Below are 20203 nucleotides of genomic sequence, written 5' to 3'. Positions count from 1 at the left end.
CGTGTGTGTCGGAATGCATTCAACTGCCTTCGAGAAAAGATCCACCAAAAATTGAAAAATAATCAGTAATCCAACTAATTTGTAAGAGATTGTTTATGCTTCGAAATCATACGGGGAGCGCGGTGGTTGCATGCTTTCATGATTAATCGCTCCGGTTTGGAGCGTTTTTCGACCGGCTTGGCCCGAAGACGATGTCCCGCGTCCCAATGATTGGGTCACAACGTGCTCTGTCCATTTGACACAGGCGAACTTCGGCACGGGGAGGGCGTCTGGCTGGTTTGGAATTGATAATGACACTTTTGGAAAAGACCGGAATCCGGACGAAGATAGTTGGGATCATTTTGTTGATGTGCGTCGCTGGTCTTGGCGCCGTTGCCCATATTTCCACGCAGTTCAATGCGTCTGACGAGGTCTATTTCGACTTCATCAGCAAGGATAACAGGGCGACAGTGGAACTGGCGCGTGCCAACCGCAATCTGGCCGGTCTAGCCTACACCGCCTATCAGATATCGACCTATGATCAGCAACACGAACGTTACCAGGTGATTTTCAAGGACTATGCGCCCACCAAAGCATTTGTCCTGAACCAGATTGCTGCTGCGGCCGATCTCTTTCCTCAGTATGCCGTAAAGCTTGAGGATTTCCTGGCTCGAACGCGTGTCGTGGTTTCCCTGACGGATGAGGCAGTCGAACTTGCATCGCGTGGCGAAGCTGCGCAGGCCAAAATAACGCTGCAAAGGGCCGACGCACTCATTATGCCCTTGAGTGACGATCTCGTCGGATTCCTGCTGGAGAGAATGGCTGACGTCGAGAAGCAGAGCAATCTGCTGACGACTAATAACGGCACGCTGATCGCGACGACGCTGATCATCGTCGGCGTCGCTTTTTTAGCTGTTATCGCTGCGGCGCTTTTCGTCACATCTCATGGAATAACAACACCGATCATGCGTCTTCGTGAACGTATGCTGTCGCTTGCCGCCGGTGATGCCGCGTCCGAAATCGACGGTATGGGCCGAAAGGATGAAGTCGGCGAAATGGCGAAGGCCGTTCAGGTGTTTCGCGAAAATGCCATCGAGCGGATGCGTCTTGAGCAGGAGACCGAGGCCAGCCGTAGCCTGTCGGAAAAAGAACGTATGGAACGCGAAAGGCAAAAGGCCGAGGACGCAGCAGCTGTGCAGTTTGCCGTCGACAATCTCGCATCCGGCCTCTCGAAACTATCCAATGGCGATCTTGCTCACCGCATCACACAGCCGTTCACACAGAGCCTCGACGCGGTACGTGCCGATTTCAACCAGTCTGCCGAAAAGTTGCAAACGGCCATGGTGCAAGTGTCGAAAAACGCGCGGGGTATCGATGCCGGAGCCAACGAGATCAAGTCCGCGGCAGATGATCTTGCCAAGCGCACTGAGCAGCAAGCCGCCGCTGTGGAGGAAACTGCTGCGGCACTTGAGCAGATTACCACCACGGTGAGAGACGCTTCCCGGCGTGCGCAGGAAGCCGGTTCTCTGGTCGCGAAAACACGCCATGAAGCCGAGAATTCGGGTAACGTCGTTCGCCGCGCGGTTCTTGCCATGGAGAAGATCGAGAAGTCCTCGAGTGAGATCAGCAGTATCATTGGCGTCATCGATGATATCGCCTTCCAGACCAATTTGCTGGCGTTGAATGCGGGTGTCGAGGCAGCGCGTGCCGGCGAAGCGGGCAAAGGCTTTGCTGTCGTCGCACAGGAGGTGCGTGAGCTGGCGCAGCGCTCTGCAAATGCCGCAAGGGAAATCAAGACGTTGATAACCACATCGAACGAGCAGGTTCAGCAAGGCGTGGGACTGGTCGGCGATACCGGCAAGGCTCTGGAAAAGATCGTTGCCGAGGTGCAGGAGATCAACCGGCATGTGGCAGCGATCGTTGAATCTGCACAAGAGCAGTCGTCCGGGCTCCAGCAGATCAATGCTGCCGTCAACCAAATGGATCAGGACACGCAGAAAAATGCGGCTATGGTCGAGGAGTCCACCGCTGCGAGCCATGGCCTTGCGCGGGAAGCTTCGTCGTTAAACCAATTGCTCGGTCAATTCAGGCTGGGAACTGAAACGCAATCGCCTGTGATCCTTGCTGGTGCGAACGACCGCCCCGTCGTATCACCGGCGCGCGCACTTGGCCGCAAGATCTCAGCCGCTTTCTCCGGGAATGCCGCGCTCGACACAAGCAAGGATGAATGGCAAGAATTCTGACGTTCTTTTTTAGGTGAAGCCATGAATTTGGTCCGGGCGCGCGTCGCGCCCGGACTTTTACGTGGTATCAGAAAAACGCCTGAATGCCAGTCTGTGCCCGGCCAAGGATCAAGGCGTGGACATCATGCGTACCCTCGTAGGTATTGACCGTCTCAAGGTTTTGGGCGTGACGCATGACGTGATATTCGATCTGGATTCCGTTGCCACCATGCATGTCTCGCGCCTGGCGGGCTATATCCAGCGCCTTGCCGCAATTGTTGCGTTTGACGATCGAAATCATTTCGGGCGCCATACGATGATCGTCCATCAAACGGCCCACCCGCAAAGATGCCTGAAGGCCAAGCGCGATTTCGGTCTGCATGTCAGCTAGCTTCTTCTGATAAAGCTGCATGCCCGCCAGCGGCTTGCCAAACTGCTTGCGGTCAAGACCGTATTGCAGGGCACGGAACCAGCAATCTTCGGCGGCCCCCATCACGCCCCAGGAAATGCCATAGCGGGCGCGGTTTAGGCAGCCAAACGGTCCCTTCAAGCCCGAAACATTGGGCAGGAGCGCGTCTTCACCAACCTCGACGCCGTCCATGACAATTTCACCGGTGATAGAAGCGCGTAACGAAAGCTTGCCACTGATCTTTGGAGCAGAAAGACCCTTCATGCCTTTTTCGAGCACGAAGCCTCGAATTTCGTTGTTATGCGCTTCAGATTTTGCCCAGACCACGAAAACATCGGCAATCGGTGCGTTGGAAATCCACATTTTCGATCCGCGCAAGCGGTAGCCGCCGGCAATTTTTTCAGCGCGTGTTTTCATGCCGCCGGGATCAGACCCTGCATCGGGCTCGGTCAGACCGAAACATCCGATGAGTTCGCCGGAAACAAGGCCGGGCAGAAATTTCTTTTTCTGCTCGTCCGAACCGTAAGCAAAGATTGGATGAATGACGAGCGAGGATTGCACGCTCATCATGGAGCGATAGCCGCTGTCGATGCGCTCCACCTCTCGGGCGACAAGTCCATAAGCCACGTAGCTGGCGTCGGCCGCACCGTATTCTTCCGGCAATGTCACGCCAAGCAGACCGGTGCGACCCATCAGGCGGAACAGTTCCGGTTCTGATGTTTCTGAAAGATAAGCGTCCTGGACGCGCGGCAGCAGTTCGGATTTTCCGAAGGCGGCCGCGGTGTCGCGGATCATCCTCTCGTCGTCCGTCAGTTGGTCTTCCAGCAGAAATGGGTCCTGCCAATTGAATGCTGCACGTTCGCTCACTTTTATGCCTCCGCAAATTCTGGCCGGATTATTGGTGCTTCGCATGTCGTGTACAAGCCATGTTTACTCATTTTCGCATTACCTGTAGTAATGACTGATGACCCCGCTCAGCCGAAAGCTTTTGCCGTCAACCAGCGCGCTCGCCGCATTCGATTCTGTCGCAAGGCTGGGCAGTTTTTCCCTTGCTGCCGATGAGCTCGCACTGACGCAAGGAGCAATAAGCCGGCAGGTTATGTCGCTGGAAGAGCTGCTCGGCGTTCGTCTCTTCGAACGGGGTGCACGCGGTGTTCGATTGACGTCAGAGGGTCAGACTTATGCCAAATCCGTCGCCGCCGCGCTTGGTGAAATACGTTCTGCCTCTTTGCAGGTCATGACGAAAACGCATGGCAATACCCTCAATCTCGCGATGTTGCCGACGTTCGGCACGCGCTGGCTGCTGCCCCGCATTCCTGATTTCGTTGCCAGTCATCCTGAAATCACCATCAATTTTGCCACACGCATCGGTCAGTTTGATTTCGATCGTGAGCAGATCGACATGGCCATCCACATAGGTCAGGCGGACTGGCCGGGGGCTGAAAGTACTTTTCTGATGCAGGAAATGGTGGCGCCTGTCTGCAGTCCCGAGTTTCTCAATTCTCATCCTGTTGCAACCGGGAGGGATGTCGCAAGTCTGCCCTTGTTGCATATGGCGTCGCGTCCGGGTGCTTGGGATCACTGGTTCCAGAGTCTGGGATTGGCAATATCCTTGCCGCAGGGTATGCGTTTCGAGCAATTTTCCAGTGTCGCTCAGGCCTGTATCGCAGGGCTCGGCGTCGCACTCATGCCTCTTTTTCTGATCGAGAACGAACTGAAGTCGCGGCAATTGGTGAAGGCCTTCGATCATCCTGCCAAAAGCCCAAGTTCCTATTATGCCGTAGCGCCGTTATCTCGCGTCAATCACGGCCCTGTGGTGCTTTTTCGTGACTGGCTGGTGCGTCAGGCGGAAGCTTATCGCATCTCCAGCGATCCCTCGCTTCACAAATAATCGCACTGTTTTCGGCATTTAGACTTTGTTCCCCGGTTTTTGCCCCGCACGGACTCGACAGTGCACCGCCGGTGGACTATCGTGATTAAACGTTTAATCATCGAAATTCCGGATCGTCATGGCTTCTCCACGGCCTGCCACTAACCTGAGCGCAATTGCTGCGACACTCGGCGTGTCGGTAGCAACCGTGTCCAATGCGTTGTCCGGCAAGGGGCGTGTGTCGGCTGAATTGGTCGACAAAATCCGTAAGACGGCCAGTGATCTCGGTTACATTCCGAGCCTTGCGGGCAGGGCTCTCAGGACCGGTCGCAGCGGTGTCCTGGGTCTCGTCTTGCCAGATATCGCCAATCCACTCTTCCCGCAGATTGCACAAGCGATTGAAAAGGCCGCCGTCGCCGCCGGCTACGGCGTGCTGATCGCCGACTCGCGGGGCGAAATTTCCATGCAGACAGATGCGATCAACCGGCTGATCGAGCGCGGTGTGGATGGCATGGTCATCGTTCCGCGCCGAGGAACTCGCATTGCTGGTGTCGACTGTCCGGTCGCAGTGATCGACAGTCCGTCGACACCTGGCAATACGGTTGCGGCTGATCACTGGGATGGCGGCCAACAGCTCGGACGATATCTTGCCGGCCTCGGGCACCGCAAGATCGTACTGATCGGTAAGAACCGGGATTCCAACGTTCAGAACGACAGGCTTGGCGGCATTCGCGATGGCTTCGGAAGAGCCGGCGACATCGAGACGCTCTGGATTGACAGGATCGAAGCAAAGGATGGCGCGGGGTGTCGTCTCGGGCTTGCCGCCAAGGTGCAGGATGGTTTTACAGCCTTTGCCGCCGTTTCCGATCTGCATGCACTGCGTGCCCTGACCGAATTGCAGCGCGAAGGCGTCGAGGTGCCGGAGCAGGCAAGTGTTACCGGTTTTGACGATCTTATCTTTTCCGCGGTGGTGACACCGCCACTCACCACGATGCGCATGAACATGGTCCGTATTGCTGATCTCGCCATAGATGCATTGCTGCGCGTCATCGACGGTGAAGAGGGGGATACTGTTTCGGTCGCTGCCGATATTTCCAAAGTGCCGATGGAGCTGATGGTACGCGGCTCGACCGGCAAAACATCGCATAACGTCACTGAAGCCAAAAAAACGACAGCAGGAGAACTCACACCATGAAGAAGATCATTCTTGCATCGGGCACTGCCCTGATGCTGACGATGGGCGCTGCACAGGCGCAGGAAAAGACCCTGACGATCTCGGTCTACGCCTTCGCGCAGGACGAATTCAAGGAGCTGGTTTATACGCCGTTTGAAGCTAAGTGCGGCTGCAAGCTCGTGGTCGAAACTGGTAACAGCGTCGAGCGTCTCGCCAAAATGGAGGCCAACAAGGCGAACCCGGTTGTCGATCTTGCTATCGTCTCCATGGCAGATGCACTTTCTGCTGCACGCAAGGACCTGATCCAGAAGATCGACGCCACGAAGGTGCCGAGCATCGCAAACCTCTACGACATCGCCAAGGACCCGAACGGTGATGGCATGAGCGTCGGTGTGAACTTCTATGCGACCTCGATCGTCTACCGCACGGACAAGATGAAGATCGAATCCTGGGGTGATCTATTGAAGGAAGGCGTCGTCGATCACGTTGCGTTCCCGAATGTTACCACCAACCAGGGACCGCCGGCGCTCTATATGCTTGGCAAGGCGATTGGCAAGGATACGCCCGATCTCGCCGGTGCAATCGAAGCCGTTGGCGAAAAGAAGGACGATATCGTTACGTTCTACGTCAAGTCTTCGCAGCTTGTGCAGCTTATGCAGCAGGAGGAGATCTGGGCAGCGCCGATCGGTCGCTTCTCCTGGGCGCCGTTTACCAAGCTTGATCTGCCGCTTGCCTGGGCGACGCCCAAGGAAGGCCAGACAGGCGGGATGAACGTGCTCGTCGTGCCTAAGGGTACAAAGAACGAAGACCTCGCACTGCAATTCATGGATTTCTGGCTTTCCACCGATGTTCAGAAGGCTTTGGCCGAAAAGCTGGTCGACAGCCCGACCAACAAGGAAGTCAAGGTTTCTGACGAGATAGCGAACAACATTACCTATGGTGACGAGACGGCAAAGAGCCTGCAGCTCATTCCGTCGGATGTAACGCTCGACAACCGCGACAAGTGGCTGTCGGAGTGGAACGCCAAGGTCGGTCAGTAAGTAGGTTCTCGTGTTACGGAACGGGCAGGTCTTCGCGTTCGCGACGGCCCCCGTTCCGGGAAAAGCGGTTTGGTCGTCCCCTGGCCGCTTTTCCACCGTTTCAAAACGGAAGCTGACAATTCAGCTTCAACGACATCGGTCGGCGACACTGCGGCCGTTCAGGGAATAAGTGAATGTTTCAGAATCGGGCCGAAGCGCTGGCGCTTGCATTGCCCGCTGCTGTTTTCGCGGCGGCGGTCTTTCTTGTGCCGGTGTTCATGCTGTTGTCGGAAGGGTTCCGTACCGCTGACGGGTGGACGCTGTCCGCCTATGCCGATTTCTTTTCCGAGCCGCTCAATCAGACCGTTTTCCTGCGCACGCTGAAACTCGGGGCAATTGTCACTGTGGTATCGGCGGTCATCGGTTATGCGGCAGCTTTTGCCATCGTCAACCTTTCGGCCGGCTCAAAGGGACATGTCGTCAACCTCGTCGTGTTGCCTCTGATGATTTCGCCAGTGGCGCGTACCTATGCCTGGATCGTTATCCTGGGCCGCACCGGTATCGTCAATCAGGCGCTTCAGGCTGTGGGTTTGAGCGATGGACCGATACGCATTCTTTTTTCTGAAACGGCGGTTTTTATCGGCCTTCTCCAGCTTTTCCTGCCGCTGATGATTATTTCGCTGATCAGTGCGCTTGAGAACATGCCGAAGGATACGATCGCGGCGGCACGCGTGCTCGGCGCAAACTGGTTTCAGGTTTTCTGGAAAGTCATCTTGCCGCTGACGCGGGAAGGGCTTGTTGTCGGCGGTACGCTGGTGTTCACCGGCTCGCTGACGGCTTACATCACCCCCGCAATTCTGGGTGGCTCCAAGGTCCTGATGCTGGAGACGTTGCTTTATCAGCAGGTCACGGTCTCGAACAATTTTGTTGCCGCCAGCGTCATTGCCTTCATCCTGATCGTCATGAGCTTTGCCGCCAACATCCTTCTGAAGCGCATTGCTACCGCAAGGAACAAGAAATGACCCGGCAGCTCTTCATTCCCCTCACACTTCTCCTGGTGGTCGGCTTTTTGATCGGGCCATTTCTCATTATCGTGGCGGCATCGTTTTCGGCGGGCGATACTCTTGCCTTTCCACCGCAGGGTTTTTCTCTGAAGTGGATCGCAAAGGTTTTCACGGTCGAGAGCTTCCGTGAAAGTTTCGCTATGTCGATGTTCCTTGCTATCGGAGGAACATTCACGGCGCTTCTTCTCGGGATTCCCGCGTCCTACGCGATGTCGCGTTACAAGCTTCCACTTTCCGAAACGGTACGCACCATCGTCTCCGCGCCAATCATCGTACCGGGTATCATCGTTGGTCTGGCGCTCCTGCGTTATTTCGTCGTGCCATTTGGCATCGGCATCACGCTGGCTCTGTTCCTTGCGCACACTGCGCTGATCCTGCCCTATGCGGTGCGTGTGGTTTCCGCCAGCCTTAACAACCTGCGTTCTGATATCGAGGAGGCAGCGGTTTTGCTCGGTTCTTCTCGTCTCGGTGCATTTTTCCGGGTCGTATTGCCAAATATTCGCGGCGGTATCCTCTCAGCCTTCATTCTCGGTTTCGTGACGAGTTTCAATCAGGTGCCGGTGTCGCTGTTCCTTTCCGGTCCCGGCGTTCGCACGCTGCCCATCGATATGCTGGGCTATATGGAAATCGTCTTTGATCCGTCCGTCGCAGCACTCTCCTCGCTGCTCGCCTTCCTTTCCATCGGCATCGTTTTCCTGGCCGAACGTTTTCTGGGGTTCTCCCGTTATGTCTGACGCAAATTACCTTTCGCTCCAAAAAATGTCGCTTGCATACGGCAACAACATTGCCGTCAAGGATCTCGACCTCGATATCCGCAAGGGTGAACTTCTGGCGCTGCTTGGTCCCTCCGGATGCGGCAAGACCACGACGATGCGTGCCATCGCCGGGCTTATGCCGGTGGCGGATGGGCGCATCGGTCTTGATGGTGTCGATATCACCCGCGTTGCTGCCAACAAGCGCGCTGTCGGGCTGGTTTTCCAGTCCTACGCACTCTTCCCGCATCTGACGGTCTACGAAAATGTTGCTTTCGGGCTGAAGCTCAAGGGCATCAACGGCAAGGCACTGGATGACAAGGTCTTGTCGGGCATCAAGTCTGTTGGCCTTTCGAGTTTCGTGTCACGCAAGCCAGCCGAACTTTCTGGCGGTCAGCAGCAGCGCGTGGCTCTGGCGCGTTCCATGGTGATGGAACCGAAGGTGCTTTTGCTTGATGAACCGCTCTCCAACCTCGATGCACGGTTGCGTCTCGAGATGCGTACGGAGTTGCAGCGCGTTCAAAAGGAAACCGGCGTGACGATGATTTTTGTCACCCATGATCAAATTGAAGCTTTGGCGCTGGCTGACCGCATTGTTGTCATGAAAGGCGGCAAGATAGAGCAGATCGGCACGCCGGAGGAGATCTACAACGCACCGGTCTCTTCCTTCGTGGCAGATTTCGTCGGCTTCGAGAATATTTTCGCGCTGGAAAACGGCGCACTGAAAACCGCAAACGGTACAACACCGCTTCCCGGACCAGTCCTTTCAGCATCCGGACTGGCCTGGCGGCCGCGCATGGTCACCCTCGGCTCAGGTCCTTTCGAGGGAACCGTGCGCGGCACATCCTTTGCTGGAAACACGCGTGAATATCTGCTTGATACGCCGCTTGGCCCGATCAAGGCAGAAACGGATGCGGCCCTCTCTACGCACGCCATTGGTGATCGCCTTGCCTTCGATCTGCCGGTGGATAAGGCCGCGACCCTCAAGGTGTTCAACTGACCATGGGTGTATGGATCGATACTGATATGGGCTTCGACGATATCGCTGCCATCATGGTAGTCGATGCGTCAGGCATCATGATCGATGGTGTCTCGCTCGTGTTTGGTAACGCGACACTGGCGGAGGTCTGCCACAACGCAGCAGGAGCCGTCGCTGCCTTCGGCTGGACGTTCCCGATCCATCAAGGCCGTGCGCAGCCGGTGTTCGGTACGCTCGAAACTGCTCAATCCATTCTGGGCGATAGCGGTATTCCAACGGTTGGCCTTTCATTGCCCCAGACGGTAGAGGGGCTAGGTGAAAGCAGCAGCTTTCTTGCACTGTGCGACTGGCTTTGCGATGGAGCCGGCGAAAAGCGCGTTCTCGCGTTGGGACCCCTCACCAATATCGCGGCGTTGTGCGTTGCGCGCCCGGACCTTGCGTCAAAAATTTCCGATCTGACCTGGATGGGGGGCGGCGTCACGTCTGGCAATCATACGGCATCAGCGGAATTCAACGCCTTTGCAGATCCTGAAGCCCTGGCAATCGTTCTCTCGCACGGCCTGCCGCTTCGAATGGTCGATCTCGATGCCTGCCGCAAGGTGACAGCTTCACCTGCGGATGTGCTGCCGATTCGTAATGCCGGCGGAAAGAATGCGGCGCTCATAGCCGATCTTCTCGAAGGGTTTATCGGTATCGCCACCAGTCGGGGTAGGGCTGCCATGGCACTTTACGACCCGGTCGCTGCTGTAGCGTTCTGCTCTGATCTTGTCGGTTGGCGCCATGCGCGTATCGATGTGGAGACTGCCGGTGCACTCACACGGGGGCGGACGGTCGTGGAAAGCAGGACTGGCAAGACAGGGGCGTTCAACGCCCATTTTGCCGAAACTGTTGAAGCGGATGCGGTCAAGGAGACAATCCTTGAGGCCCTTCGTAGAGAGGCTGCCCGATGAACTCAGCAACGTTTGCGCCACAACCTGCCGATTTGAATGACGAAGATTTGCGCACACGAGCCGTGGCAGCCGCAAGAGGGGAAGCGTCTTTCGATATCCTCATCACCGGCGGGACGTTGGTGGACGTGGTGACCGGCGAGTTGCGCGCCGCCGATATCGGCATTGTCGGTTCATTGATTGCAAGCGTGCATGCGCAGGCGACCCGAAGTGATGCGCCCCGCATTATCGATGCCAAAGGTGCTTTTGTTTCTCCCGGGCTGATCGATACGCACATGCATATCGAAAGTTCGATGATCACGCCTGCCGCTTACGCCGCAGCCGTTGTCTCACGTGGTGTCACGACGATTGTCTGGGATCCACATGAGTTCGGAAACGTCCACGGTGTCGAGGGCGTTCGCTGGGCTGCAAAATCGATTGAAAACCTGCCCTTACGTGCGGTTCTTCTTGCTCCATCTTCAGTCCCGTCGGCACCCGGCCTGGAACGCGCAGGCGCCGATTTCGACGCTCCGGTGCTTGCAGACATGCTGGATTGGCCTCAGATCGGTGGCGTTGCCGAAATCATGAACATGCGTGGTGTCATCGAGCGCGATCCGCACATGAGTGCTATCGTGCAGGCGGGTCTATCATCGGGCAAGTTGCTATGCGGTCACGCCAGAGGTCTGAAGGGCGCCGAGTTGAATGCATTCATGACGGCGGGTGTCTCCTCCGATCATGAACTGGTTTCTGCCGACGATCTGATGGAAAAGCTGCGTGCGGGACTGACCATCGAATTGCGCGGATCGCACGACCATCTGCTGCCGGAATTCGTGGCTGCGCTGAACGCGCTAGGCCATCTTCCCCAAACGGTTACGCTCTGCACAGATGACGTATTCCCTGATGACCTCGTGAACGGAGGTGGCCTTGATGACGTGGTACGACGCCTTGTCCGTTATGGATTGAAGCCGGAATGGGCACTGCGTGCAGCGACACTGAATGCGGCGCAACGTCTCGGACGTCCAGATCTAGGGCTCGTTGCTGCCGGTCGTCGCGCTGATATCGCCGTGTTTGAGGATCTGAGCAGTTTTGCTGCCCGGCACGTTCTTGCTGATGGCAAACCTGTTGCGGAAAACGGAGCAATGCTGGCTTCAATTCCTGCCTGCGATGCGACCGTACTCCAAGGTTCCATGAAGCTTCCATTGCGAAAACCGGATGACTTCAGGGTGGCGTCGAATGGGCGCCGTGTGCGGCTCGCAACCATCGATCGTCCACGCTTTACCCAGTGGGGTGAAACAGAGGCCGATGTCGAGGACGGTTTTGTTTTCCCGCCGGAGGGCTCGACGATGATTTCCGTGACGCATCGTCACGGCAAAGCGGACGCTCTCACGAGAACCGGTTTTCTGACCGGTTGGGGCCGTTGGGACGGTGCTTTTGCAACCACGGTTGCACATGATAGCCATAACCTGACAGTCTTCGGTGGGAATGTGGATGACATGGCGCTCGCTGCAAATGCGGTGATCGAGGCTGGTGGCGGCATGGCGGCTGCATCAAACGGCAAGATCACGGCCTTGCTCCCCTTGCCGCTTTCTGGCCTGGTGTCGGAAGCTTCGGTTGAAGAGGTGGCGGAAGCCTTCCAGCATCTGCGTGCTGCTGTCGGTGAGATAGTAGAGTGGCAACCGCCTTACCTCGTTTTCAAAGCGTGTTTTGGGGCAACGCTTGCCTGCAATGTCGGTCCTCACCAGACAGATAGGGGGATCGCCGACGTTCTGACCGGGACCGTGCTTGAAAGCCCGGTGATCTCTCTCATTGACTAAAATGGTTTGAGCTTCGGCAGGCGAAAGCCGCACGAGAGGCCGCTACCGCCTGTTTTCCCCGACGGGATGCTCTTAGATGTGTAAAGCGTGCTTGACATTTCCTGTGGCTGCGGTTGTAAAGGATGCTTTACAGGAGGCAGGTATGAATAAGCATCGTTTCGTCGTTGAGTTCAGCATCAGCATGATCGGATATATGGTCATCCTGATTGCTTCCGTGTTGGTGCTCAACGCAGAGATGGTTGAGGGGAATTGGAAAACGATCGTCGCCCTAACCCCCATGGTTCCTGGGTTTGCTGTGGCATTTTCCGTCATGCGCCAAGTGAGAATATCTGACGAGCTCCAGCGCCGGATTCAGCTTGAAGCGCTATCCCTTGCTTTTGGTGGAACGGCATTGGTGACATTCAGTTACGGTTTTCTCGAAACTGTTGGGTATCCAAAACTCTCGATGTTTTTTGTTTGGCCGATCATGGCGGTCTTCTGGATCGTCGGTGGTCTCATAAGTGGCCGTCGTTTCCGATGAAAAACAGGCTGAAAGCCCTTCGTATCGAAAAAGGATGGTCGCAGGGCGAGCTGGCGTCTCGCCTTGACGTGTCACGCCAGACCGTAAACGCCATTGAAAACGAGCGCTATGACCCCAGCCTGCCGCTTGCGTTCGCAATCGCTCGATTGTTCAATCGTGCGATTGAAGAGATTTTCGAAGAGTGATGAGGATTAGCACTCTGTAGCAGAGCCTAACTCGGTTGCCGCGTTTTACAGGCTGCAGAGCGCGCGGCTATAATGAAGTTCTTCACGACGGGAGAAGTCGTTCCTCTGCGATAGGCGAGGGATATGGACAGCCGGGGAGGTGGACCGCTGGCAGGGAGCAGGACGATGTTTTGCATTTTCACCTGAGCGACGATTCCGGCACCAGCGAAACACCAAGTTCGGCGGCGACCAACGTCAGTATCGAGGCGATATGCGGCGCTGCCGGACCAAGCCGCGGTGTAAACCCTGCATCTTCGCACGCCTTCAGCGAGGCGTCGTGGAGGCTGGTTCCAATGCTGCGTGGCGTAAGAATGAATGGATCGTCGCGCAGTTCGAGGAGGTCGATGGCAGTGCCTCGCCGTGCAAGAATGTGTGACGCGGGCAGGGCGATCAGGAGGGGCTCGTCAGTCAAGACTTCTTCGTTCAACGTGTCCGGCTCAGATTGCGACGGGCGCAATAGGGCAACGTCCAACCTGTCTTCAAGCAAGGCTGGTGTCAGCACAAGGGCGTTGGCTTCCATCACTTGAAGTTCGACATCGGGATATTTGTTCTTGTACGCGCGAATGCACGCGGGGACGAGCGGATTGAGAGCCGCCGTTCCCGTCACACCAATCCTCATGACGCCACTCTCGCCGGCGGCTGCCCTGCGCGCAAGGCGAACGCCGTTGCTGACCTGATCGGGTACATTGGCAATAGCTGTACGAAAGGCTGTTCCCGCCGGTGTCAGTTCCACGCCGTGTGCGAGACGCCGGAACAACCGGGTGCCCATTTCCTCTTCCAGCACTTTTATCTGCTGGCTAAGAGGTGGTTGCGCTATGCCGAGATGTTCCGCTGCCCGAGTGAAGCTTCCTTCGCTGGCAATGGCAAGAAAATAGCGGATGTGCCGGAGCTCCATGATATTAGATCCAGATATAATGAAAGGCTGTTCCATATATTAGAGTGAAGATGCTGGGCGCGCTATAGATAAATCCGAAAAGGATAAATCGATGCGTCAGCTCAGTAATCAGGATTTTACACCACCCATTATCAAGACGGCGAACCCCCCGGGTGTTCTCTGGATCGAGCACGGCAGCAGCCGTTTCCGTCGAGCTAGCTGGGCGCTTTTTCTTGCCGGTTTTGCCAGCTTTTCACTGATTTATTGCGTTCAGCCGTTGTTGCCGGAATTCCCGGAAGAGTTTGGGATCAATCCTGCAACTGCTTCGCTTGCGCTTTCGTTGACAACCGGAACACTTGCCTTCGCCATCCTTCTCAGTGGGGCTTTCTCGCAGCTCTTTACACGTCGCCGTCTTATGTTCGTTTCCATGATGTTGGCTGCGGTCTGCAATATTATCGCAGCAAGTACAAACGGCTGGGAATGGCTGTTGGCAGCCAGGGCGTTGGAAGGCTTCGTGCTTGGAGGCGTTCCTGCCGTTGCAATGGCTTATCTTGCTGAAGAAATCGAGCCCGCCAGTCTTGGCAAGGCAATGGGCCTCTACGTCGGTGGAACAGCGTTTGGCGCCATGGCCGGGCGTGTCGGCATGGGGCTGGTATCTGCGTTTACCTCATGGCAGATTGCGATGTACGCACTTGGAGCCATCTGTGTTGTCGCGGCGATCGGCTTCCTTATGCTGCTTCCTCCCTCGCGCAACTTCCGGCCGCAGCGCATGCCACTGAACATGCACCTGCGTATATGGGCTGAGCATCTGAAAAATCCCGATCTCCGGCGGTTTTATTTCATCGGTGCAATGCTCACCAGTGTCTTCACCACGGTCTTCAACTATTGTGCCTTTCGTCTGGTCGCTCCACCCTATGAACTCGGCCGGACCGCTGTCAGCATGATTTTTCTGACCTTTGCTCTCGGGATTGTCGCGTCTTCCTACGGCGGGACACTGGTCGACCGCTTTAGCCGACGGGTCATGCTGATCGTCGCCTTCTCATCCATCCTGGCGGGTATTTTTCTGACTTTTTCGTCGAGCATTATCCTGATCGTGATGGGGATTGCGGCGATCACAGTCGGATTTTTTATCGGTCATTCAGCGGCCAGCAGCGGTGTCGGTGCCAACGCAGGCACCGCCAAAAGCCACGCTTCGGCCTTGTACCTGTTGTTTTATTATTGTGGCGCGAGCATCACGGGCTGGATCGGCGGCTGGTTCTGGATACACGCAGGATGGCCGGGCATTATGGCCATCACTTCAGCCTGCGCCCTGGCTGGCATTGTTGCCAGCCTACCTCGTCCCGCTGGCGGGCCGCGGCCGGTCATTTGATCGGCCGAGGACAATGTTCATTCAGCTGACAATTCCTGTTCAACCAGCGTTGACCAGAACGCGACGCCGGAAACAATTGATCCGTCGTTGAAGTCATAAGACGTATTGTGGTGCAGAGCGCCGTCGACCGCAGGGCCGTTGCCCAACCAGACGTAGCAGCCCGGTGCCTCACCTGCAAAAAAGGCGAAATCGTCACCCGCTGTCGAGGGCGGGAACGCGGTGCGCGCCTTGTTGCCAAAGACCGATTTTGCAGCTCGCAGCGCACGCCTGGTGGCGTCTGCATCGTTGATCACCGGTGGGATGCGGCGAATGAATTCATATTTGGCTTCAATGCCGAACATGGCTGCCGTACCCTTGGCCAGCCTGCCGATCTCTTCTTCAAGCTGGTTACGGACATCAGCCGCATAAGCTCGAGCGGTGCCGCCAATCTCAACGATGTCCGGGATGACGTTGAGAGCCTTGGGATCGCCCGCCTGAACTGAGCAGGCGCTGACCACAGCGGGTTGCAAGGGATCAACAACGCGACCGACAATATTTTGCAGTGAGGCGAGGAATGTGCCGGCAGCCGTTATCGGATCACGGCCAAGATGCGGTTTTGCTCCATGCGTTCCAATGCCCTTGAATGTTACCCGCCAGCTATCGGAAGAGGCAAGCTGCGGGCCTTCGACCACGGCAATCTCGTCAGTTGCAAGTCCTGGCATATTGTGCAGCCCATAGACGGCGTCGCAGGGGAAAATCTCGAAAAGACCGTCTTCGACCATTTTTTTTGCGCCGCCACGGCCTTCTTCCGCAGGTTGGAAGATGAAATGCACAGTGCCGGAAAAATCACGTGTCTTGGCAAGGTAACGGGCTGCGCCGATCAACATGGCCGTGTGCCCATCATGGCCACAGGCGTGCATTTTGCCTGGAAACCGAGACTTGTAGGCGCGGTCCGAAACTTCTGGCATGGCCAGAGCATCCATATCGGCGCGAAGGCCAATCGAACGTGTGCCATTCCCCACCTGCAAGGTGCCTACCACACCGGTGCCGCCCAGGCCGCGATGAACTTTCAGGCCGGCCCGTTCAAGCAGGTCTGCGACGATGGCACTCGTTCGTTCTTCCTCGAAGCCGAGTTCAGGATGAGCGTGCAGGTCGTGACGCAACTCCGTCAGAAATGGCAAATCTTCGCCGATCCGGTCCAGCAGTCTCATGGCAGGTTATCCTTGAATATGAGGAAAAGCCGCGCCATAGGTGGGCTCTTCCGAACGCATGTTGCCTGGCTCTTTCTAGCGTATACCGCATCTGAAATGAACCCGCGTACCTCTCTTCGGTTGTCGAAATGCATGACACGCGGTGTCACTCCTGTTCGATCACAGGCGAACGGTTCCGCAGCAAAGGGAAGAACGATGCAATCCGAGATTTTGCCGCACGAATTCTGGCAGGAAATCCTCAAGCCCGCCCCATTGGAGCCTACGGGGCCGCATTCGGCGTTTTTCCCTGCGACGCTGGATGACGGGCGACAGATCAGGTTGCCGATTCGTCCGCTTGCGGACGGAGAACATGCTTTGGCGTCTTTGATCGTCAATCAAGCCTCCTTCGAGGTGCTGGAGACGCTGGCTGCGGACCTTGCCAAAAAACTCGAGCCGTTTCGACCCGATGTGGTGGTGGGATTGCCGACGCTGGGGTTGACGCTCGCGGCGGCTGTCGCCCGCCATCTCGGTCATAAACGATACGTGCCGCTCGGGACGTCCCGCAAATTCTGGTATCTGGAAGAGCTGTCGGTACCAATGTCATCCATCACCACCAAGCAGGAAAAGCGGCTTTACATTGACCCGCGTATGATGCCGCTTATTGAAAATCGCCGCGTCGCGCTGGTCGATGACGTTATTTCCAGCGGCACCTCGATTGTCGCCGGTCTTTCCCTGCTTTCCGCTTCCAAAATCGAACCTGTCGTCGTGGGGGCTGCGATGCTTCAATCGGACCGCTGGCGGGAAAGGCTTGCCGTTGCAGGTCAGCAGTGGCCCGATCGCGTTCAGGGCGTTTTTGCAACGCCGCTGCTGCGAAAAGTGGACGGCGGCTGGCAGGTTTGACGATCCGCAAAATCGATGTTGTTACGGAGTGGTGATAATTTCACCACTGCTTGATTTCGTCCTTGCGAAGCTTCGAAATATCGTCCTAAGATTGCCGCTGACAGAAAACAGGCGGCCGTGGCGTTTGCTCCGGTTGCCACCCGCTCGGTGTCATTCCGGCGTCTGCCGCCCCCTCCTTTTTGCGACTGATATTTGGAATCTCCTGACATGCATGCAGTTTTCGACGGTCATAATGATGTGCTGCTTCGTTTGTGGCGCAACAGCAAGGCCGGAGCGGACCCGGTTGTAGAATTCCGGGATGGAACACGCGAAGGCCACATCGATGCGCCTCGCGCAAAAGCTGGTGGACTGGCTGGTGGCATTTGCGCCATCTACATTCCCTCAGGAGACCTTATTCTCCAGGAACCGGACGAAAACGGCCATTATGTCACGCCGCTTGCCGCGCCGCTCACACGGCAGCCGTCGCTCGACATCGCCATTGAAAAGGCAGCGATTGCTCTCCGGCTGGATCAGGCCGGCGCCTGGAAGCTCTGCCGTCAAACGGCAGACATTCGCAAGGCGATGGCCGACAACGTTTTTGCGGCCGTGCTTCACATGGAAGGCTGCGAGGCGATCGGCCCGGATCTTGATGCGCTGGAACTTTTTTATGCCGCCGGTCTCCGGTCGCTTGGTCCAGTCTGGAGCCGCCACAATGTTTTCGGCCACGGCGTTCCCTTCGCCTTCCCCATGTCGCCAGATAGCGCTCCCGGTCTTACCGACGCCGGCTTTGCTCTGGTCAAGGCTTGCAATCGACTGGGTATCCTCATCGATCTTGCCCACATCACCGAAAAAGGCTTCTGGGATGTGGCAAAGACAACGGACCAGCCTCTGATCGCCAGCCATTCCAATGCACATGCGCTCACATCCGTTGCGCGCAATCTTACCGATCGACAGATGGACGCAGTCAAGGAGAGCAAAGGCCTTGTCGGCCTGAACTATGCAGTGACGATGTTGCGCTCCGATGCGCGCGATAATGCCAACACACCGTTGTCCGATATGGTACGCCACATCGACTACATGGTGGAACGGATGGGCATCGATTGCGTAGCGCTCGGTTCCGACTTCGACGGCGCGACTGTGCCGGTCGGAATTGCGGACGCCAGTGGTAATCACAATCTGGTTGCGGCGTTGAAATCTGCGGGCTACGGTGACGATGACCTAGCAAAAATCTGCCGGGAAAACTGGCTGCGCGTTCTATCCCAGGCATGGCACGAGCCTGCCTGAAATCGAGTGAAATCAATAACAAAAGGGGAGATCCTATGATCAAATCGCTCAACAAACCCATGCGTGTTCTCGCTACCGGCGCGGCACTGTCACTTCTGATGCTGTCGGCTCCGCAAGTCTTCGCGGCAACGCCTGCGGACACCCTTGTCGAAGGCTTTGCCATCGATGATATCATCTCGCTCGATCCGGGTGAGGCGTTTGAGCTGTCGGCAGCCGAAGTGACCGGCAACACCTACAGCAAGCTGGTCTCCATCGATCTCAACGATACGTCCAAGGTTGTCGGTGACCTGGCTGAAAGCTGGACTACGTCCGAGGATGGTCTGACCTACACGTTCAAGCTGAAGTCGGGCCTGAAATTCGCGTCGGGCAACCCGATCACCGCTGAAGACGTTGCATTTTCATTTGAACGCGCCGTCAAGCTCGACAAGTCGCCGGCATTCCTCCTGACGCAGTTCGGCCTCACCGGCGACAACGTCGCCGAAAAGGCCAAGGCATCCGATGAACAGACGTTCGTGCTTACCGTCGACAAGCCTTACGCGCCTAGCTTCGTTCTGAACGTACTGACTGCAACTGTCGCCTCTGTTGTCGACAAAAAGCTCATTACCGAAAAATCAAAGCCTGTAACGCCAAGCGCCGATTACAAATATGACACCGATTTCGGCAACGAGTTCCTGAAAACCGGTTATGCCGGTTCCGGTCCGTACAAGGTCCTTGGCTGGAAAGCCAACGAGGCCGTGATCATGGAAGCCAACCCGAACTACTACGGTGAGGCGCCGAAGTTGAAGCGTGTCGTTTATCGCCACATGAAGGAAAGCTCTGGTCAGCGTCTCGCCCTTGAAAACGGCGATATCGACGTCGCTCGTAACCTTGAGCCGGGTGATATGGAGGCTGTTTCCAAGAAGGAAGGTCTTGCCGTTACCTCTGCACCAAAGGGTACCGTTTATTACTTCAGCCTCAACCAGAAGAATGAGAACCTGAAGAAGCCGGAAGTGATCGAAGCGTTCAAATATCTCGTGGACTACGATGCGATTGGCGCCACGCTTATCAAGGGCATCGGCGAAGTCCATCAAACCTTCCTGCCGAAGGGCCAGCTCGGCGCTCTCAATGAGAACCCCTACAAGCTCGACGTTGCAAAGGCCAAGGAACTGCTTGACAAAGCCGGTCTGAAAGACGGTTTCACGGTCACCATGGATGTGCGCAACACGCAGCCGGTCACGGGTATCGCAGAAAGCGTGCAGCAGACGCTTGCACAGGCCGGTATCAAGCTTGAGATCATTCCTGGCGACGGCAAGCAGACCCTGACGAAGTACCGTGCCCGTACCCACGATATCTATATCGGCCAGTGGGGCTCGGACTATTTCGATCCGAACTCGAACGCGGAAACATTCACGATCAATTACGACAACTCCGACGAAGGCAAGAACAAGACGCTTGCCTGGCGCAACGCCTGGGATGTTCCGGATCTGACCAAGGAAACGCAGGCTGCACTTCTGGAAAAAGATAGTGCGAAGCGTGCCGCGATCTACGAGAACCTTCAGAAAAAGGTTCTGGAAAGTGGTCCGTTCGTGATCATCTTCCAACAGACCGAAGTGGCCGGTTATTCCGCGAAGCTTAAGGGTCTCAAGCTCGGACCGAGCTTCGACACGAACTTCGTTTACACGATCTCCAAGGAATAG

At 56.4% G+C, this 20203-nt stretch carries 18 protein-coding genes; 15 read left to right on the top strand and 3 right to left on the bottom strand.

The window, feature by feature from the left end:
* The first annotated feature begins 290 nt into the window (after nucleotides 1-290).
* Nucleotides 291-2222: a methyl-accepting chemotaxis protein gene (locus HWX89_RS06010; protein ID WP_138793474.1), complete on the top strand. Its 1932-nt coding sequence runs from the start codon at nucleotides 291-293 to the stop codon at nucleotides 2220-2222.
* 67 nt (nucleotides 2223-2289) lie between these two features.
* On the opposite strand, the gene HWX89_RS06005 is transcribed toward HWX89_RS06010, so the two are convergent.
* Entirely contained in the window at nucleotides 2290-3522 is a 1233-nt protein-coding gene (locus tag HWX89_RS06005) for an acyl-CoA dehydrogenase (protein ID WP_178340640.1), read from the bottom strand.
* Nucleotides 3523-3574: 52 nt separating this feature from the next.
* Here HWX89_RS06005 and HWX89_RS06000 point away from each other — a divergent pair, with 52 nt between their 5' ends.
* The 10 genes from HWX89_RS06000 to HWX89_RS05955 all read left to right on the top strand — a co-directional run bounded on the left by HWX89_RS06000 (nucleotide 3575) and on the right by HWX89_RS05955 (nucleotide 12913).
* Entirely contained in the window at nucleotides 3575-4501 is a 927-nt protein-coding gene (locus tag HWX89_RS06000; protein ID WP_138793472.1) for a LysR family transcriptional regulator, read from the top strand.
* 118 nt (nucleotides 4502-4619) lie between these two features.
* Nucleotides 4620-5675 (top strand): LacI family DNA-binding transcriptional regulator, encoded by a 1056-nt coding sequence (locus HWX89_RS05995; RefSeq protein ID WP_138793471.1) that lies wholly within the window; start codon nucleotides 4620-4622, stop codon nucleotides 5673-5675.
* Nucleotides 5672-6694, top strand: coding sequence for an ABC transporter substrate-binding protein (locus HWX89_RS05990; protein WP_138793470.1), 1023 nt, complete (start codon nucleotides 5672-5674; stop codon nucleotides 6692-6694). The genes HWX89_RS05995 and HWX89_RS05990 overlap by 4 nt, the downstream gene beginning before the upstream one ends.
* A 173-nt stretch (nucleotides 6695-6867) precedes the next feature.
* A complete protein-coding gene (locus tag HWX89_RS05985; protein WP_138793469.1) occupies nucleotides 6868-7695 on the top strand; it encodes an ABC transporter permease in 828 nt (275 codons plus the stop codon).
* Complete coding sequence (locus HWX89_RS05980; protein WP_138793468.1) at nucleotides 7692-8471, top strand: ABC transporter permease; 780 nt, start codon at nucleotides 7692-7694, stop codon at nucleotides 8469-8471. Before HWX89_RS05985 ends, HWX89_RS05980 begins: the two co-directional genes overlap by 4 nt.
* Nucleotides 8464-9489 carry an ABC transporter ATP-binding protein gene (locus HWX89_RS05975; RefSeq protein ID WP_138793467.1) on the top strand — a complete coding sequence of 342 codons (1026 nt, stop codon included), beginning with the start codon at nucleotides 8464-8466 and terminating at the stop codon, nucleotides 9487-9489. Before HWX89_RS05980 ends, HWX89_RS05975 begins: the two co-directional genes overlap by 8 nt.
* A gap of 2 nt (nucleotides 9490-9491) precedes the next feature.
* On the top strand, nucleotides 9492-10418 hold the full coding sequence (locus HWX89_RS05970; RefSeq protein WP_138793466.1) for a nucleoside hydrolase: 927 nt from the start codon (nucleotides 9492-9494) through the stop codon (nucleotides 10416-10418).
* Nucleotides 10415-12208 (top strand): adenine deaminase, encoded by a 1794-nt coding sequence (locus tag HWX89_RS05965; protein WP_138793465.1) that lies wholly within the window; start codon nucleotides 10415-10417, stop codon nucleotides 12206-12208. Before HWX89_RS05970 ends, HWX89_RS05965 begins: the two co-directional genes overlap by 4 nt.
* Nucleotides 12209-12350: 142 nt before the next feature.
* A complete protein-coding gene (locus tag HWX89_RS05960; RefSeq protein WP_138793464.1) occupies nucleotides 12351-12728 on the top strand; it encodes a hypothetical protein in 378 nt (125 codons plus the stop codon).
* The gene (locus HWX89_RS05955) at nucleotides 12725-12913 is read left to right on the top strand and encodes a helix-turn-helix transcriptional regulator (protein ID WP_138793463.1); all 189 of its coding nucleotides are present in this window, start codon (nucleotides 12725-12727) and stop codon (nucleotides 12911-12913) included. Before HWX89_RS05960 ends, HWX89_RS05955 begins: the two co-directional genes overlap by 4 nt.
* A gap of 178 nt (nucleotides 12914-13091) precedes the next feature.
* Here HWX89_RS05955 and HWX89_RS05950 read toward each other — a convergent pair whose 3' ends face one another.
* Entirely contained in the window at nucleotides 13092-13847 is a 756-nt protein-coding gene (locus HWX89_RS05950) for a LysR family transcriptional regulator (protein WP_246705094.1), read from the bottom strand.
* Between the two features lie 91 nt (nucleotides 13848-13938).
* Between HWX89_RS05950 and HWX89_RS05945 the strand changes: the two genes are divergently transcribed.
* Entirely contained in the window at nucleotides 13939-15195 is a 1257-nt protein-coding gene (locus HWX89_RS05945; protein ID WP_138793462.1) for an MFS transporter, read from the top strand.
* Between the two features lie 17 nt (nucleotides 15196-15212).
* On the opposite strand, the gene HWX89_RS05940 is transcribed toward HWX89_RS05945, so the two are convergent.
* Nucleotides 15213-16385 (bottom strand): M20 aminoacylase family protein, encoded by a 1173-nt coding sequence (locus HWX89_RS05940; protein ID WP_138793461.1) that lies wholly within the window; start codon nucleotides 16383-16385, stop codon nucleotides 15213-15215.
* Nucleotides 16386-16580: 195 nt separating this feature from the next.
* On the opposite strand from HWX89_RS05940, the gene HWX89_RS05935 reads away from it, so the two are divergent.
* The 3 genes from HWX89_RS05935 to HWX89_RS05925 all read left to right on the top strand — a co-directional run bounded on the left by HWX89_RS05935 (nucleotide 16581) and on the right by HWX89_RS05925 (nucleotide 20203).
* Complete coding sequence (locus HWX89_RS05935) at nucleotides 16581-17264, top strand: phosphoribosyltransferase (RefSeq protein WP_138793460.1); 684 nt, start codon at nucleotides 16581-16583, stop codon at nucleotides 17262-17264.
* Nucleotides 17265-17471: 207 nt separating this feature from the next.
* Nucleotides 17472-18527: a dipeptidase gene (locus HWX89_RS05930; protein WP_138793459.1), complete on the top strand. Its 1056-nt coding sequence runs from the start codon at nucleotides 17472-17474 to the stop codon at nucleotides 18525-18527.
* Nucleotides 18528-18562: 35 nt separating this feature from the next.
* Complete coding sequence (locus tag HWX89_RS05925; protein WP_138793458.1) at nucleotides 18563-20203, top strand: ABC transporter substrate-binding protein; 1641 nt, start codon at nucleotides 18563-18565, stop codon at nucleotides 20201-20203.

The sequence above is a fragment of the Rhizobium sp. RM genome (assembly GCF_013390595.1).
Taxonomy (GTDB): Bacteria; Pseudomonadota; Alphaproteobacteria; order Rhizobiales; family Rhizobiaceae; genus Agrobacterium.
This window is presented reverse-complemented; position numbering and strand designations above follow the sequence as displayed.

Excerpts from the sequence above, each read along its gene's own strand:
- HWX89_RS06010 (WP_138793474.1), top strand. The coding sequence starts at position 291 with ATGACACTTTTGGAAAAGACCGGAATCCGGACGAAGATAGTTGGGATC.
- HWX89_RS06005 (WP_178340640.1), bottom strand. The coding sequence starts at position 3,522 with ATGCGAAGCACCAATAATCCGGCCAGAATTTGCGGAGGCATAAAAGTG.
- HWX89_RS06000 (WP_138793472.1), top strand. The coding sequence starts at position 3,575 with ATGACCCCGCTCAGCCGAAAGCTTTTGCCGTCAACCAGCGCGCTCGCC.
- HWX89_RS05995 (WP_138793471.1), top strand. The coding sequence starts at position 4,620 with ATGGCTTCTCCACGGCCTGCCACTAACCTGAGCGCAATTGCTGCGACA.
- HWX89_RS05990 (WP_138793470.1), top strand. The coding sequence starts at position 5,672 with ATGAAGAAGATCATTCTTGCATCGGGCACTGCCCTGATGCTGACGATG.
- HWX89_RS05985 (WP_138793469.1), top strand. The coding sequence starts at position 6,868 with ATGTTTCAGAATCGGGCCGAAGCGCTGGCGCTTGCATTGCCCGCTGCT.
- HWX89_RS05980 (WP_138793468.1), top strand. The coding sequence starts at position 7,692 with ATGACCCGGCAGCTCTTCATTCCCCTCACACTTCTCCTGGTGGTCGGC.
- HWX89_RS05975 (WP_138793467.1), top strand. The coding sequence starts at position 8,464 with ATGTCTGACGCAAATTACCTTTCGCTCCAAAAAATGTCGCTTGCATAC.
- HWX89_RS05970 (WP_138793466.1), top strand. The coding sequence starts at position 9,492 with ATGGGTGTATGGATCGATACTGATATGGGCTTCGACGATATCGCTGCC.
- HWX89_RS05965 (WP_138793465.1), top strand. The coding sequence starts at position 10,415 with ATGAACTCAGCAACGTTTGCGCCACAACCTGCCGATTTGAATGACGAA.
- HWX89_RS05960 (WP_138793464.1), top strand. The coding sequence starts at position 12,351 with ATGAATAAGCATCGTTTCGTCGTTGAGTTCAGCATCAGCATGATCGGA.
- HWX89_RS05955 (WP_138793463.1), top strand. The coding sequence starts at position 12,725 with ATGAAAAACAGGCTGAAAGCCCTTCGTATCGAAAAAGGATGGTCGCAG.
- HWX89_RS05950 (WP_246705094.1), bottom strand. The coding sequence starts at position 13,847 with ATGGAGCTCCGGCACATCCGCTATTTTCTTGCCATTGCCAGCGAAGGA.
- HWX89_RS05945 (WP_138793462.1), top strand. The coding sequence starts at position 13,939 with ATGCGTCAGCTCAGTAATCAGGATTTTACACCACCCATTATCAAGACG.
- HWX89_RS05940 (WP_138793461.1), bottom strand. The coding sequence starts at position 16,385 with ATGAGACTGCTGGACCGGATCGGCGAAGATTTGCCATTTCTGACGGAG.
- HWX89_RS05935 (WP_138793460.1), top strand. The coding sequence starts at position 16,581 with ATGCAATCCGAGATTTTGCCGCACGAATTCTGGCAGGAAATCCTCAAG.
- HWX89_RS05930 (WP_138793459.1), top strand. The coding sequence starts at position 17,472 with ATGCATGCAGTTTTCGACGGTCATAATGATGTGCTGCTTCGTTTGTGG.
- HWX89_RS05925 (WP_138793458.1), top strand. The coding sequence starts at position 18,563 with ATGATCAAATCGCTCAACAAACCCATGCGTGTTCTCGCTACCGGCGCG.